Source organism: Blastococcus sp. SYSU DS0619 (assembly GCF_054051035.1).
Window position 1 is genome coordinate 25,320 of sequence record NZ_JBJHAM010000008.1, and the last position, 14,092, is coordinate 39,411.

The following is a 14,092-nucleotide window of genomic DNA, read 5'->3' on the forward strand; positions in this document are numbered from 1 at the left end:
CGGGAAGCGTACGTCCCCCGCCGGTTCCCCGGAAATGTCGGTGGGCGGTGCGACCATCCCTCCCGTGAAGCGCACCGGGTCCCGCTCCCCCGCCACGCTGCCGCCGGTCGCCCTCGCGCCCGAGGAGGCCGCAGCGGTCGCGGCGGCCCTCGCGGCCCACCCCGGCGGCCCGTACGCCGAGGCGGGGCAGGCCGCCCTGGAGAAGGTGCTGACCGCACTCGAACCCGATCCGCACCGGCGGGCGCAGATGCTCGCCAGCAGCCGGTGGGTGGCGGCCGACGCGGCGCGCATCGCGGAGGTGCGGGGGCTCGTCGAGCGCGGCCTGGCCGAGCGGCGCGTGCTCGTCCTCGACTACCGCGACCGGGAAGGACGCTGGTCGGAGCGCACGGTAGAGCCCCAGCTGCTCGTCCACACCGGCGCGCACGAGTTCCTCGTCGCCTGGTGCCGCGACCGGCAGGCGCTGCGCTGGTTCCGCGTGGACCGGATCGACGGCGCCCGGCTCACCGACGAGACCGCCCCGCCGCGCGACCTGGGCGACCTCGACGTCCCTGCGCACGCCGGGCGGTCCGGTACCCACCCGGCCGGGCGGGCCCTGCGGCGGCGTCCCGCGGCCCCGTGCTCGCCCCGGCTGGTCGTCCTCCCCGGCGGCCGGGCCTAGATTCGACCGCGTGACCACCGCACCCGCCCGCGTCCGTCTCACCCAGTACGCGCACGGCGGCGGGTGCGCCTGCAAGATCCCGCCCGGTGAGCTGGAGGCCGTCGTGGCCGGCCTGACCGCCACCGGTCCGTCGTCGCCGAACGCCGAGCTGGTGATCGGCCTGGACGACGGCGACGACGCCGCGGTCGTCCGGATCGCCGGCGGCCAGGGCCTGGTGCTGACGACCGACTTCTTCACCCCCGTCGTCGACGACGCCTACACCTTCGGCCGGATCGCCGCGGCCAACGCGCTCTCCGACGTCTACGCCATGGGCGGCACGCCGGTCGTCGCGGTCAACCTGCTCGGCTGGCCGCGCGACGTGCTGCCCGCCGAACTGGCCGCGGAGGTGCTGCGCGGTGGGCTCGAGGTGGCGCAGGAGGCCGGCTGCCACGTCGGCGGGGGGCACTCCATCGACGACCCGGAGCCCAAGTACGGGATGGCCGTCACCGGGGTGGTCGACGTCGACCGGATCATCACCAACTCCGGTGCCGTCGCCGGGACGCCGCTGACCCTCACCAAGCCGCTGGGCGTCGGGGTGCTCAACAGCCGGATGAAGGCCACCGGCGAGGTGTCGGAGGAGGCGGTCGCCTCGATGACCGCCCTGAACCGGGACGCCGGGCAGGCCGCCGTCGCCGCCGGGATCCGCGCCGGCACCGACGTCACCGGCTTCGGGCTGCTCGGCCACCTCTACAAGATGGCGCGGGCCAGTGGGGTCACCGCCGTGGTCGACGCCGCCGCCGTCCCCTACCTGGCCGGCGCGCGCGAGGCGCTGACCGCCGGGTTCGTGTCCGGCGGCACCCGGCGCAACCTGGACTGGGTGCGCCCGCACACCGACCTGTCGGCGGTCCCCGAGGACGAGGCGCTGCTGCTCGCCGATGCCCAGACCTCCGGCGGCCTGCTGCTGGGCGGGGAGATCTCCGGGGCGCCGGTGATCGGCGAGTTCATCCCGCGCGGGGAGTTCGTCGTCATCGTCCGCTGACAGCCCCGGGAGCATCGCAGCGAGGAACGAGCGAGGAGCGGACCGGGGCACGGAAGCGGACCGGGGACATCGTCCGCTGACAGCCCTCCGCCGCGACGGGTCGCACCCCCGCACCGACCTGTCGACGGTCGAGGAGGACGAGGCCCTAACGCTGACCGGCACCCAGCGCCCCGGGTTCCTCCTGCTGGTCGGGGAGGCGTCCCGGGTGTCCGGGATCGACGCGTCCCTGCCGCACGCGCGGTTCCTCGGCGTCCGGAGATCGCACGGGGGCAGCGGCTCGTGCGCTGAGCAGCACGAGCGCCACACCCACCGCGCAGACGGCGACGCCCGGCAGGGCCGTCGGGCCCGGCGCCTGGCCGAACATGGCCCAGGCCCACGCGGCCGTCGCCGGCGGCGTCAGGTAGAGCAGGGTGCTGGCCCGGGTCGCCCCCGACCGGCGCACGACGAAGAGGTAGCTGCCGTAGCCGCCGAGCGTGGACAGCAGGACCAGCCACGCCATCGCGCCCCAGAACGTGCCGTCACCCGGCGGGACGAGCTCCCCCCGGGCGCCCGCCACGGTCCCGAAGACGACGGCGGCCGCGGCGGACTGCACGGCGAGGGAGACGACCAGCGACTCCGCCGATCCCCACCGGCGCTCCAGGAGCGTGCCCGCCGAGAGCCCGGCGAGGGCGGCGACCGGCAGCAGGAAGGCCAGGGGCGGTGCGCCACCGGCACCGAGGTCGCCGACCACGACGAGGGCCACGCCCCCGGCGCCGATCAGCAGTCCGACCCGCTGTCGTCCCGACGTCCGCTCGCCGAGGAACCGTCCGGCGAGCGCGGCCACCAGCAACGGCTGGAGGGCAGCCACCAGAGCAGACGTCCCGGCGGACACCCCTGCGCCGGCGGCGGCGAAGACCCCGCCCAGGTACACGGCCTGGACGAGCAGCCCCAGGCACGCCTGGCGGAGCAGGGAGGCGGGCGGCACGCGATCGCGCCGGACGAGCGCCCATCCGCCGAGCAGCGCGGCGGCCAGGAGCGTGCGCCACGCCAGCACCGTGGTGACCGGGGCCCCCTGGGTGGCGAACTCGGCGCCCACGAAGCCGGAGGACCAGCAGATGATGAGGACCACGGCGGCCACGGTGTCGGTGCGTTGTCGGCTCACCCGGGCGAGGTAACCATACCGGTGGGTATACTCGCAGTGGACCACGGAAGAGGATCACGCATGCCCCGCACCCCATCGACGTCGCTCACGCCGGCCGCACAACGGCTGCTCGCCGCGGCCTCCGAGCTCTTCTACGCCCAGGGCATCCGAGCGGTCGGCGTCGACACCATCGCGGAGGCCGCCGGGACGACCAAGAAGACCCTCTACGACCGGTTCGGCTCCAAGGACGCCCTGGTCGCCCTCTACCTGGCGCACCGCGCGCAGCGGTGGCAGCAGTTGCTCGACGAGGAGCTCGCGACCGGTCGGTCCGCGGTGGACCGGGTGTGCAGCGTCTTCGACGCGGCCGGTCGATGGCTGGACGGCCAGGCCCGCGGGTGTGCGTTCGTGAACGCCTACGCCGAGGTCGGGGGCACCGACCATCCGGCGCTGCCGGTGATCCGCGCGGAGAAGGAGTGGATGCGGCGCCGGCTCGTCGCGCTCGCCGCCGAGGCCGGCGCCGCCGACCCGGAGCAGACCGGGGCCGCCATCCACCTGCTGTACGAGGGAGCCCTCGTCGCGACCACCGCGGGGAACGACCCCCGCGCGCTGGACACCGCACGTGCGGCAGCAGCGCGGCTACTCGGCTAAGTTCCGATCATGCTGGCTGCCTTCGTCTCCACCCCTGCCCCGAAGGACCCGCTCTCCGTGCTGGAGGTCGGCGACCGCCCCGAGCCCGAGGCGCCCGAGGGCTGGACGACCATCCAGGTGAAGGCGGTCTCGCTCAACCACCACGACCTGTTCAGCCTGCAGGGCATCGGGCTGCCCGCCGAGCGGATGCCGATGATCCTGGGCACCGACGCCGCCGGCATCGACGAGGACGGCAACGAGGTCGTCGTCCACGGGGTCATCTCCACGCCGGACTGGATGGGCGACGAGACGCTGGACCCGAAGCGGTCGCTGCTGTCGGAGGTCCACCAGGGGTCGATGGCGGAGAAGGTCGCCGTCCCCCGGCGCAACCTGCTGCCGAAGCCGGAGGAGCTGTCCTTCGCCGAGGCCGCCTGCCTGCCCACCGCCTGGCTGACCGCCTACCGGATGCTCTTCGTGAAGTCGGGCCTGCGCCCGGGGCAGACCGTCCTCGTGCAGGGCGCCAGCGGCGGCGTCGCGACCGCGCTCATCGTCCTCGGCCGCGCGGCCGGCTACCGGATGTGGGTCACCGGGCGCAGCGAGGAGAAGCGGTCCGCCGCCCTGGCCCTCGGCGCCGAGCAGGCCTTCGAGAGCGGCGCGCGGCTGCCCGAGCGGGTCGACGGCGTGATGGAGACCGTCGGGGAGGCCACCTGGGGCCACAGCATCAAGTCGCTCAAGCCCGGCGGCGTGCTGGTCACCTCGGGGGCGACCACCGGCTTCAACCCGGGCGCCGAGCTCAACCGCGTCTTCTTCACCCAGCTGTCGGTCATCGGCTCGACCATGGGCACGAAGGCCGAGCTCGAGGCGCTCGTCCAGATGTGCCGGGTCACCGGTATCCGTCCGCAGATCGACGTCGAGCTGCCGCTGGCGGAGGCGCGCGAGGGTTTCCAGCGGATGCTCGAGGGCCGCACCAACGGGAAGATCGTCTTCACCCTCTGAGGAGGTGGCCGGTGACCGCTCGCATGTGGCGCGGCTGGGTCGGGTTCGCCGGCGAGGACATCGAGCGCACCGTCTTCTACCCCGAGGACGACCGCTACCTGGTCGGCCGCGAGGAGACGGTCACGCACTTCGAGGTCGCCTCCGGGGGCTGACCCGGCTCACTCCACGACCTTGAGGCCGACGACGCAGCCGACGATCCCGGCCAGCAGCAGGAGCCGGACCAGCGAGACCGGCTCGGCACCGGTGATCATCGCGTAGACCACGGTGAGCGTGGCGCCGATGCCCACCCACACGGCGTACGACGTCCCGAGCGGGAGTTCCCGCATGGCGAAGGCGAGCCCACCCATGCTCGCCGCCAGGGCGACGAAGAATACCGCCGTCGGCACGAGACGGGTGAACCCCTCCGACCGGTCCAGGGCCGTGGCCCACACCGCCTCGAGCACCCCGGACACGACCAGCACCAGCCACGACATGACGAACTCCTCTGGCGCCGTCTTGTCGCACACCGGGTACGGCACCGCTCGTCCGGGAGCCGTGTCGCGGCCCGCGGCCATCCTGCCACCCCGGCGCACGTCAACTGCGGTTGACATCACCTCTGGAAGCAACCTAGGTTGACGGCCATGGCAGACGCAGCGCAGGTCGCCGGCGCCGCCAGCAGCAAGGACCCCACGGTCGGACTGGCAGCCGTCCGGTCGCTCCGCGTGCTCGTGGAGCGCCTGGAGGCCCTCCAGGTGCAGAACGCCCGCGACCAGGGCTGGACCTGGGAGCAGATCGCCCAGCTGCTCGGCGTCAGCCGGCAGGCCGTGCACAAGAAGTACGCGAGCGGCCGCGGGCCGCTCCGGCGGAAGGACTGACCATGTTCGAGCGGTTCACCACCGAGGCCCGCGAGGTCGTCGTGGGCGCACAGCACCAGGCACGAGAGCTGCGGCACGACCGCATCGGCACCGAGCACCTGCTGCTCGGGCTGCTGGCCCAGCAGGGCACGACGTCGGCGACGGTGCTCGCCCGGCACGGGATCACCCGCGCCGAGGTGGCCACCGACGTCGTCCGCTTCAGCGGCGGGCAGGACCTGGACGCCGAGGCGCTCACCTCGGTCGGGATCGACCTGGACGCGGTGCGCAGCTCCGTGGAGGCGGCGTTCGGCCCCGGGGCACTCGACGGGCCCGGTGCCGGCCGGGCGCGCGGCGGGCACATCCCGTTCACCCCGCGGGCGAAGAAGGTGCTCGAGCTGGCGCTGCGGGAAGCTCTGGCGCTGAAGTCGAGGTCCATCTCGGACGCGCACATCCTGCTGGGCGTGCTCCGCGAGGGTGAGGGCCTCGCGGCCAAGGTGCTGCACGACCGCGGCGTCGACCTCCCGGCCCTGCGCGACGAGCTCAGGCTGACGCTGAACTCCTGACCCGCCCGCGCAGCAGCACCACCGAGGCCACCGCAGCCAGCCCGGCCGCGACCGCCGCCCCGGCGAAGACCGTGTGCAGCTGGGTCAGCACCGCGGCCTCGGTCGCCGCGTCGTAGGCGGCGCAGTCGGCGGGGCTGGTCGGGCACAGCTCCATGGGCGTGCCGATCGCCGACACCTCGGCGGTGAACCGGCGCAGCGCCACCGCAGTCAGCAGCGACAGCCCGGCCAGCATCCCGACGGTCCGGGCGACGACGGCGAGCGCGCCCGCGCTGCCGTGCACCTCGCCCGGGGTGACCGACAGCAGGACGGCGTTCACCGGCGCGATCGCCAGCCCGAACCCGAGCCCGGCGGCGAGCAGGACGACGGTCGACCAGGCGCCCTCCAGCGAACGCTCGTCCCACATGGTCATGGCGACGAACGCCGCCGCGGTGAGGGCCATCCCGGCACCGGCGACCAGGCGCGGGGCCACCAGCCGGCAGAGCCAGCCCCCGGCCACGGCACCGACCGGCACGGCGATCAGCAGCCGCAGCAGCACCAGCGCCGCACCCAGCTGGTCCCCGGCCTCCGTCGTGGCGCGGGCGAACAGCGGGACGTCGACCAGTGCGGCCACCAGCGCCGCGCCCACGAACAGGTTGACCACCAGGGCGCCCCACGCGCCGACCGGGCGCAGCGCCACCAGCGGCAGCACCGGGTCGGGTGTGCGCCGCTCGTGCAGGACGAACAGCACCCCGGCGACGGCGGCCAGCGGCAGCAGCAGCTCCCCGTGCGCGACCACCTCCCGCGAGGTGTCGGCGGCGGCGAACGCCCAGACCAGCGCACCGAGCGCCACCACGGCGAGCACCGACCCGAGGACGTCGACCTCGCGGGCGAGCCGGCCCAGCCCTCGCAACGGCAGGACGGCGCCCGCCGGGTGCACCAGCCCGCGGGCGACCAGCGCCGCGGCGGCGAGGACGGTGACCAGCAGCAGCGGGCTGCTCCACGGCCAGCCGTCGACCAGGGGCACGTAGAGCAGCCCCAGGTCGACGTCCTCGGCCAGCGCCGGTGGCTCGGCCAGCAGCAGGGCCAGGGCACCGGCGGCCACGACGGCGAGCGCCAGGCCGGCCGGGTCCGGCCGGCGCATCCGGCCGGTGACCAGCACCCCGGCGGCGAGACCGAGCCCGAGCAGCAGGTTGAGCCAGAAGATCGCCCGCCAGTCGGCCACGGCCAGCACCGCGGCGCCCGCCAGCGGCCCCAGGACGGCACCGGCCTCCTGCACCGCGCCCACCACCCCCAGGGGCAGCGACCGCCGCTCCGGTGGCCAGCGGTCGGCGACCAGCGCCAGCGTGGCCGGCACCAGCCCACCCGCGCCGATGCCCTGCAGACCCCGGCCGGCGACGGCGAGCCCGAGCGACTCCGCCGTCGCGGTCAGCAGGGAGCCGAGCGCGAAGAGCAGGAGACAGCCGACGAGGACCGGCGTCCGCCCGCGGAGGTCGGCCAGCCGGCCGAGCAGCGGCAGCGTGGCGGTGTACCCCAGGAGGAAGCCGCCGACGATGGGGGTCGCCCTCTGCAGCTCGTCCAGGCCGACGCCGACACCGGTGAGGATGTCGGGCAGGGCGAGCACGACGACGTAGGTGTCCGCCGCCGTGACCAGGACGGCGAGGGTGGCGAGGGCGATCGCCGCCAGACCCGGGGCCTGCCGGGAGGAAGCGGCCGCGACCTCAGTCGGTGGCCGGTGCGGTGATGTCGACATCGGCCCCGAAGTCGCTGAGCTCGAGGATGTAGGTGGCGTCCTCGCCGGCGGCGAAGAACGGGCCGGTCAGCTCCGCCCGGCGCAGCTCACCGCTGTCGGCGGCGACGGAGAACCGGGCCTGCACCGGCTGCGACGGGTCCTCGCTGGCGAGCACCTGCTCCACCAGGTCGCCGGGCAGCTCGGCGGTCACCTCGCGCACCACCTCGCCGTCGACCCGCCGCTCCTCCCCCAGCTCCGCCGAGCTCGCCTCGGCCAGCAACTGGGAGATGCCCGTCGCGGGGTCCAGCAGCTCGCCGGGGTCGCCGAACCCGAACTGCGCGGGCTCGATCTCGGCGAAGCCGGTGGTGAACGGCAGCTGCGCGTAGACGGTGCCGTCGACCGACACGACCGCCAGGTCGAGCGTCGACCCGAGCGCGAGCACCTGCAGCGTGCCGTCGAAGGAGGCCGGGCGGGCGATGTCGCCCTCCCCGCCGACCAGCACGGTCCCGGTCGCCGGCGCCCCCTCGCTGTCCAGGACGAAGTGCGCGCTCTCGGCCTCGTCGAGGGTCTGCTTGGCCCGGTCGAGCAGGGCGGCCGCCGACTCCTCCGGCTCGTCCGACCCGCAGCCGGCCAGCACCGGGGCGGCGAACAGCGCCAGCGCGAGCAGCGGCACGCCCGATCGGCGCAGCAGCATGGCGACCTCCCCGTCACGGTCGGACTCCCCGGCCGTCGCGGCGGACCCTAGCGCGCGAGGCCGCCCGGATCGTCCAGTGACATCGCCGGTCGCCCCGGGCCGGGTAGGTGGCTCACCCACCGCTCGCACCGGTGGTACCCGCTCAGTGCGCGTCGGCGAGCCGCTTCTCGATCTTGGCGGCGAGCACGGGCTGGTCCTTCCGGGGCAGGTGGGGCAGCACCGGGGTCAGCTCGGGCAGCCGCGACCGGTCGGACATGACGATCCGGAAGGCGGTCTCCACGGTGATCCCGTGGTCGGGGCGGGACACGATCTCCACGACGTCCCCCGCAGCGATTCCGCCGGTCTCCAGCACCCGCAGGTAGGCCCCGGTGGCACCGTGGGCGGCGAACCGCTTCACCAGGTCGGGGACGTCCCAGAACCGGGCGAAGTTGGCGCACGGCGTGCGCCAGGCGGTGACCTCGAACAGCGCCGTCCCGACCCGCCACCGGTCGCCGATGACGGCGTTGCGCAGGTCGAGCCCGACGGTGCGCAGGTTCTCCCCGAACCGGCCGGGGGGCAGCTCCCGGTCCAGCTCGGCGGACCACCACTCGGCGTCCTCGCGGGCGTAGGCGTAGACCGCCTGCCCCTCGCCGCCGTGGTGCTTCTTGTTGACCTGGACGTCGCCGTCCAGACCGAGCTCGCCGACGGCGACCCGGCCGGCCACGGGCCTCTTGTCGATCCCGCTGCGGCTGGGGCGGCGGCCGGGCAGCGGCAGCAGGTCCGGGCCGGACACGCAGACGGCCTCGACCCGCCCGATCACTTGGGCTTGGCCGAAGCGGTGGACTCGTTGGTGGAGAGCGCGGCGACGAACGCCTCCTGGGGGACCTCGACGCGGCCGACCATCTTCATCCGCTTCTTGCCCTCCTTCTGCTTCTCCAGCAGCTTCCGCTTGCGGGTGATGTCACCGCCGTAGCACTTGGCGAGGACGTCCTTGCGGATGGCGCGGACCGTCTCGCGGGCGATCACCCGGGAGCCGACGGCGGCCTGGATCGGCACCTCGAACTGCTGCCGCGGGATGAGCTCGCGCAGCTTGCCGGCCATCATCACGCCGTAGCTGTAGGCCTTGTCCTTGTGCACGATCGCGCTGAACGCGTCGACCGCCTCGCCCTGCAGCAGGATGTCCACCTTGACCAGCGCGGACTCCTGCTCCCCGGCCTCCTGGTAGTCGAGCGAGGCGTAGCCGCGGGTGCGGGACTTCAGCGCGTCGAAGAAGTCGAAGATGATCTCGCCGAGGGGCAGCGTGTAGCGGAGCTCGACGCGGGACTCGCTCAGGTAGTCCATCCCGCCGAGCTGACCGCGGCGGCCCTGGCAGAGCTCCATGATCGCGCCGGTGTAGTCGCTGGGCGCGATGACCGTGGCGTTGACGATCGGCTCGAAGACGCGGTCGATCTTGCCCTCGGGCCAGTCGCTGGGATTGGTCACCGTGTGCTCGGTGCCGTCCTCCATGATCACCCGGTAGACGACGTTCGGCGCCGTCGAGATCAGGCTGATGCCCGCCTCGCGCTCCAGCCGCTCGCGGACGATCTCCAGGTGCAGCAGCCCGAGGAAGCCGACGCGGAAGCCGAAGCCCAGCGCGGCCGACGTCTCCGGCTCGTAGACCAGCGCGGCGTCGTTGAGCAGCAGCTTGTCCAGGGCCTCGCGCAGCAGCGGGTACTCGCTGCCGTCGATCGGGTAGAGGCCGGAGTAGACCATCGGGCGCGGGTCGCGGTACCCGCCGATCGACTCGGTGGCCGGCTTGCTCGCCAGCGTGACCGTGTCGCCGACGCGGGACTGGCGGACGTCCTTCACGCCGGTGATGAAGTAGCCGACCTCGCCGACGCCGAGCGAGGGCACGGGCTTGGGCTCGGGCGAGATGACGCCGATCTCCAGCAGCTCGTGCGTGGCACCGGTGGACATCATCTTGATCTTCTCGCGGCCGGAGATCCGCCCGTCGACGACCCGGACGTAGGTGATGACCCCTCGGTAGATGTCGTAGACCGAGTCGAAGATCATCGCCCGGGCCGGCCCCTCGGCCAGGCCGGTCGGCGCGGGGATGTCGGTGACGATCCGGTCGAGCAGCTCGGGCACGCCCTCACCGGTCTTGCCGCTGACGCGGAGGACGTCGTCGGGGTCGCAGCCGATGATGTGCGCGATCTCCGCGGCGTACTTCTCCGGCTGGGCGGCCGGCAGGTCGATCTTGTTGAGGACCGGGATGATCGTGAGGTCGTTCTCCAGCGCCAGGTACAGGTTCGCCAGCGTCTGGGCCTCGATGCCCTGCGCGGCGTCGACCAGCAGCACGGCCCCCTCGCAGGCGGCCAGCGACCGGGACACCTCGTAGGTGAAGTCGACGTGGCCCGGGGTGTCGATCATGTCGAGCACGAACTCGGTTCTGGTGTCCGCACCGCTGCGCGGCGTCCAGGGCAGGCGGACGTTCTGCGCCTTGATGGTGATGCCGCGCTCGCGCTCGATGTCCATGCGGTCGAGGTACTGGGCGCGCATGTTCCGGCCCTCGACGATTCCGGTGACTTCGAGCATCCGGTCGGCCAGCGTCGACTTGCCGTGGTCGATGTGGGCGATGATGCAGAAGTTCCGGATGCGGGCCGGATCGGTGGCAGCGGGAGTCGTCACAGTGCCGCCATCGTCCCACGTCCCCGCCCGGGGCCGAAGACGGGCGCGTCGCCGGGTGCGTCCGGCGTGTGTGCGGCGTGTGTGCGACGTCCCCGGACGGCGGGGTGGGGCCGGCGGCGGGACGCTGGTATCTTTGCAGGCCGGTCCTGTGGCGCATGCCCGGACGCACTGTCAGAAGAACTCCCTCCTGTCGAGACACCGAGGCTCACGCGTGGCGAACATCAAGTCCCAGCTCAAGCGGATCAAGACCAACGAGAAGGCGCGTCAGCGCAACGTCGCGGTCAAGTCCGCCCTGAAGACGGCCGTCCGGCGCGTCCGCAGCGCCGCCGCGACCGGGGACGCCGCTGCTGCGACCGCCGCCTACGAGGCCGCTGCCAAGCAGCTGGACAAGGCCGCCAGCAAGGGCGTCATCCACAAGAACCAGGCCGCCAACCGCAAGTCGGGTCTGGCCAAGCAGGTCGCCGGCCTCTGAGCCGGTGACGCCGCGCCTCGCGCGGCCGCGAACGAGCCCCTGCCCCCTCCGGGACGGGGGCTCGTCGCATGTCATGAGGACGTCCGCCGGAGGAGCCCTGTGATGTCGCGTCGCCTCCTGGTCCTGCACGGCTGGCAGAACCGCCGGCCGGCGGACCACTGGCAGTGGCAGCTGGTCGAGTCGCTGCGCGCCGCGGGCGAGCAGGTGCTCTACCCGCAGTTCCCCGACCCCGACCGGCCGGCGCTCGCCGCCTGGACCGAGCTGCTGCGCGCCGAGCTGGCCCAGCTCGGCACCGGGGAGCGCGTCGTCGTCGCGCACTCCCTCGCCGTGCCGCTGTGGCAGCACGCAGCCGGCCTGCTGACGCCGGAGGAGCGCGTGGACCGGGTGCTGCTGGTCGCCCCGCCCGCGCCGGAGGCGCTGGCGGGGTACCCGGAGGTGGCCGAGTTCGCCGCCGTCTCCCCCGATGCCGCCGTCCTGGCCGGTCCGCCGGGACCGTGCGGCTGGCCGCGAGCGACGACGACCAGTACTGGCCCGACGGCGGCGCCGTGCCGGTCTACCGCGCGCTGGGGGTCGACACCGATCTGCTGCCCGGCCAGGGCCATCTCGACCCGGAGGCCGGGTACGGCCGGTGGCCCGCCGTCGAGGCCTGGTGCCGAGACCCGGAGACCCGGCTCACGCCCCGCTGACTCTCGGGCGGCGCGGCCGGCAACGGCCCGGCTCGGCGCGCCCGGGAGCTCGTCGCCGCCCCGCAGCAGGGTCACGGCACGACGGCCGCCGGGACGACGACCGTGCCGGCGAGGCGGTCGTGCAGCGCCCTGCCCGCCGGGTCCCGCCAGGCCATGCCCAGGCTGAGGACCGGCAGCAGCAGCGACAGGCCGTAGCTGGTCGCCATGACCACCCACTCGTCGCTGCCGAGGATGGCCCGCGTGACGGCGAGGTGCGCCAGCTGCCAGGGCAACCACTTCACCGCGTTGCGCACGGCCGCTCGCCCGAGCCCGGGACCCACCGGCCCCCCGGACCCGGCCGGCGCCCCGCCGTCGACCGCCACCCGGAGGCCGGCGCGCTGCTTGCCCGGCCCGGCATGCCGGGGACCGGCCTCCCGGAGCGTGAAGTACAGCCAGACCGGGAGCACGGTGGCCACGAAGACCCCCAGGTCGGCGATCACCAGCGGCGCCTCCCCGTCGGAGGCTGCGTCCGGGACGAGCCCGGACAGGCGTGCCACGGCGGCCACGGCCGCAAGCAATGCCAGCCACCCCACGATGACGACGTAGTCCCAGCCGGCGGCCTTCCAGCGCGCGGCCGCCGACGGAGTTGCGGGACGAGTGAGTTCCACAGGCGACACGCTATCGGCCACCCCCGCCGATCACCCCCGACGCGCGCCGCTCGACGGCGCGCTCAGCGACCGGTGCGGGCGGGTCGGCCCCGTCCTGTCTCCTGGCGGATCGTGACGATCCGCCGGATGGCCCGCTCGAGCGCGTAGTCGGCGCTGGCCGCGACGCCCTTGACGTCGGCGTTGAGGTCGGCGGCCACACCGAGTGCCAACTGCAGGCCCTCGATGCTCCACCCCCGGGCCTGGGCCTGCGCCTTCTTGACCTTCCAGGGCGGCATCTTCAGCGTGCGGGCGAGGTCGCCCGGGTTGGTCGAGCTCAGCGAGGCGACCCGGGCGGCGGTGCGCACGCCGTCGGCGATCGCGTCGGCGATCAGCACGTGGGCGACCCCACGCTCCAGCGCCCAGCGCAGCATCTCGATCGAGCCCGCCCGGTCACCGGTCAGCACCCGCTCGGCCACGGTGAACCCGGTGACCTCCGCCTGGCCGCGGTGGAACCGGGCGACGTCGTCGGCGTCGATGCTGCCGCCGAAGTCGGAGACGAGCTGGCTCGCGGCGGCGGACAGCGACCGCAGGTCGGCGCCGACGGCGTCGACCAGCGCGGTGACCGCCTCGGGAGCGATGCGGCCGCCCAGCCGGCGCACCTCGTTGCGCACGAAGGCGATGCGGTCGCCGACGGAGGTGACCTTCGGGCACTCGTCGACCGCCGCACCGGCGGCCTTGAAGGCCTTGACCAGCGCCTCGTTGCGCTTGCCCCCGGAGTGGACGATGACCAGCGTCAGGTCGGGGTCCGGGTCCTTGGCGTAGCCGGTGAGCGAGTCGGCCAGCGCGCCGGCCGACTCGTGCACCCCGGTGACCACCACCAGCCGGTGCCCACCGAAGAGCGAGGGCGCCAGCACGTCGGCCAGCTGCCCCACCGGCAGCCCGAGGGCGGCCAGCTCGTGCACCTCCGCGTCGGGGTGGCGAGCGAGGACGGCGGTGCGCACGGCGCCGACGGCCCGGGAGCGGAGCAGCTCCTCCTCGCCGATCACCACCCGCAGGCGCGACGTGGGCTCGACGGCGGCGGCAGGCACACCTGCATGGTGTCACGCGCCGCCGACGGTTCCCGGCGACCGCCCGGGACCCGACGGGCGCCGCCGGGACGGTCGGTCCGGCCGCTCCCGTAGTGGCACCGGCCTCCTTCCCCCGCGCCGCGACGCCCCACTCCCCCACCCGGCCCGCCACCGCCAGGTCGCCGTCCCGGTCGGTGCGGTGCACCCGCATGCCGGCCTCGGTCAGCCAGCGGAGCAGCCGGGGGGCCGGATGCCCGTAGGTGTTGTCCGGGGCCACCGAGATGAGCGCGGTCCTCGCCCCGGTCGCGGCGAGGAAGTCCGGATCGGCGTCCCCGCTGCCGTGGTGCGGGACCTTCAGCACGTCGGCGCGCAGGTCGG

General features: G+C 74.3%; 17 protein-coding genes, 1 pseudogene and 1 riboswitch. Of the genes and pseudogenes, 10 read left to right on the forward strand and 8 right to left on the reverse strand.

Going from position 1 to position 14,092, the window contains the following annotated elements; translation table 11 throughout:
- Positions 1 to 64 precede the first annotated feature (64 nt).
- Complete coding sequence (locus ACI79T_RS11525; RefSeq protein WP_456610204.1) at positions 65 to 658, forward strand: helix-turn-helix transcriptional regulator; 594 nt, start codon at positions 65 to 67, stop codon at positions 656 to 658.
- Between the two features lie 10 nt (positions 659 to 668).
- Positions 669 to 1,676: a selenide, water dikinase SelD gene (selD, locus tag ACI79T_RS11530; RefSeq protein WP_456610205.1), complete on the forward strand. Its 1,008-nt coding sequence runs from the start codon at positions 669 to 671 to the stop codon at positions 1,674 to 1,676.
- Positions 1,677 to 1,821: 145 nt separating this feature from the next.
- Here selD and ACI79T_RS11535 read toward each other — a convergent pair whose 3' ends face one another.
- The gene (locus tag ACI79T_RS11535) at positions 1,822 to 2,817 is read right to left on the reverse strand and encodes a DMT family transporter (RefSeq protein ID WP_456610206.1); all 996 of its coding nucleotides are present in this window, start codon (positions 2,815 to 2,817) and stop codon (positions 1,822 to 1,824) included.
- A gap of 60 nt (positions 2,818 to 2,877) precedes the next feature.
- Here ACI79T_RS11535 and ACI79T_RS11540 point away from each other — a divergent pair, with 60 nt between their 5' ends.
- From ACI79T_RS11540 to ACI79T_RS11550, 3 genes are read left to right on the forward strand one after another with little or no spacing between them, the layout of a single operon-like run.
- Entirely contained in the window at positions 2,878 to 3,444 is a 567-nt protein-coding gene (locus ACI79T_RS11540) for a TetR/AcrR family transcriptional regulator (protein WP_456610207.1), read from the forward strand.
- Between the two features lie 9 nt (positions 3,445 to 3,453).
- Positions 3,454 to 4,419: a zinc-binding dehydrogenase gene (locus tag ACI79T_RS11545; RefSeq protein WP_456610208.1), complete on the forward strand. Its 966-nt coding sequence runs from the start codon at positions 3,454 to 3,456 to the stop codon at positions 4,417 to 4,419.
- An 11-nt stretch (positions 4,420 to 4,430) separates the two neighbouring features.
- Complete coding sequence (locus tag ACI79T_RS11550) at positions 4,431 to 4,571, forward strand: hypothetical protein (protein WP_456610209.1); 141 nt, start codon at positions 4,431 to 4,433, stop codon at positions 4,569 to 4,571.
- Positions 4,572 to 4,577: 6 nt separating this feature from the next.
- On the opposite strand, the gene ACI79T_RS11555 is transcribed toward ACI79T_RS11550, so the two are convergent.
- Entirely contained in the window at positions 4,578 to 4,892 is a 315-nt protein-coding gene (locus ACI79T_RS11555) for a DMT family transporter (protein WP_456610210.1), read from the reverse strand.
- 11 nt (positions 4,893 to 4,903) lie between these two features.
- A riboswitch (guanidine-III (ykkC-III) riboswitch) is annotated at positions 4,904 to 4,968 on the reverse strand.
- A gap of 71 nt (positions 4,969 to 5,039) precedes the next feature.
- On the opposite strand from ACI79T_RS11555, the gene ACI79T_RS11560 reads away from it, so the two are divergent.
- Complete coding sequence (locus tag ACI79T_RS11560) at positions 5,040 to 5,273, forward strand: helix-turn-helix domain-containing protein (protein WP_456610211.1); 234 nt, start codon at positions 5,040 to 5,042, stop codon at positions 5,271 to 5,273.
- Positions 5,274 to 5,275: 2 nt separating this feature from the next.
- Positions 5,276 to 5,815 (forward strand): Clp protease N-terminal domain-containing protein, encoded by a 540-nt coding sequence (locus tag ACI79T_RS11565; RefSeq protein ID WP_456610212.1) that lies wholly within the window; start codon positions 5,276 to 5,278, stop codon positions 5,813 to 5,815.
- Here ACI79T_RS11565 and ACI79T_RS11570 read toward each other — a convergent pair.
- From ACI79T_RS11570 to lepA, 4 genes are all read right to left on the reverse strand, one after another.
- Positions 5,793 to 7,544, reverse strand: a complete 1,752-nt coding sequence (locus ACI79T_RS11570; protein ID WP_456610213.1) for an MFS transporter — start codon at positions 7,542 to 7,544, stop codon at positions 5,793 to 5,795. The genes ACI79T_RS11565 and ACI79T_RS11570 overlap by 23 nt on opposite strands.
- Complete coding sequence (locus ACI79T_RS11575) at positions 7,513 to 8,217, reverse strand: LppX_LprAFG lipoprotein (protein WP_456610214.1); 705 nt, start codon at positions 8,215 to 8,217, stop codon at positions 7,513 to 7,515. Before ACI79T_RS11575 ends, ACI79T_RS11570 begins: the two co-directional genes overlap by 32 nt.
- A gap of 142 nt (positions 8,218 to 8,359) precedes the next feature.
- On the reverse strand, positions 8,360 to 8,989 hold the full coding sequence (locus ACI79T_RS11580) for an MOSC domain-containing protein (RefSeq protein WP_456610215.1): 630 nt from the start codon (positions 8,987 to 8,989) through the stop codon (positions 8,360 to 8,362).
- A 23-nt stretch (positions 8,990 to 9,012) separates the two neighbouring features.
- Positions 9,013 to 10,863 (reverse strand): translation elongation factor 4, encoded by a 1,851-nt coding sequence (lepA, locus tag ACI79T_RS11585; RefSeq protein WP_456610216.1) that lies wholly within the window; start codon positions 10,861 to 10,863, stop codon positions 9,013 to 9,015.
- Between the two features lie 211 nt (positions 10,864 to 11,074).
- On the opposite strand from lepA, the gene rpsT reads away from it, so the two are divergent.
- The 3 genes and pseudogenes from rpsT to ACI79T_RS11600 all read left to right on the forward strand — a co-directional run bounded on the left by rpsT (position 11,075) and on the right by ACI79T_RS11600 (position 12,021).
- Complete coding sequence (gene rpsT / locus ACI79T_RS11590) at positions 11,075 to 11,335, forward strand: 30S ribosomal protein S20 (RefSeq protein ID WP_456610217.1); 261 nt, start codon at positions 11,075 to 11,077, stop codon at positions 11,333 to 11,335.
- A 102-nt stretch (positions 11,336 to 11,437) separates the two neighbouring features.
- Positions 11,438 to 11,788 (forward strand): annotated as a pseudogene (locus ACI79T_RS11595) (RBBP9/YdeN family alpha/beta hydrolase); the annotation flags it as partial.
- Between the two features lie 41 nt (positions 11,789 to 11,829).
- Positions 11,830 to 12,021, forward strand: a complete 192-nt coding sequence (locus ACI79T_RS11600; protein ID WP_456610218.1) for an alpha/beta hydrolase — start codon at positions 11,830 to 11,832, stop codon at positions 12,019 to 12,021.
- A 71-nt stretch (positions 12,022 to 12,092) separates the two neighbouring features.
- Here ACI79T_RS11600 and ACI79T_RS11605 read toward each other — a convergent pair whose 3' ends face one another.
- Complete coding sequence (locus ACI79T_RS11605) at positions 12,093 to 12,668, reverse strand: RDD family protein (RefSeq protein ID WP_456610219.1); 576 nt, start codon at positions 12,666 to 12,668, stop codon at positions 12,093 to 12,095.
- Between the two features lie 62 nt (positions 12,669 to 12,730).
- On the reverse strand, positions 12,731 to 13,735 hold the full coding sequence (gene holA, locus ACI79T_RS11610) for a DNA polymerase III subunit delta (RefSeq protein ID WP_456610220.1): 1,005 nt from the start codon (positions 13,733 to 13,735) through the stop codon (positions 12,731 to 12,733).
- Positions 13,736 to 14,092: the final 357 nt, after the last annotated feature.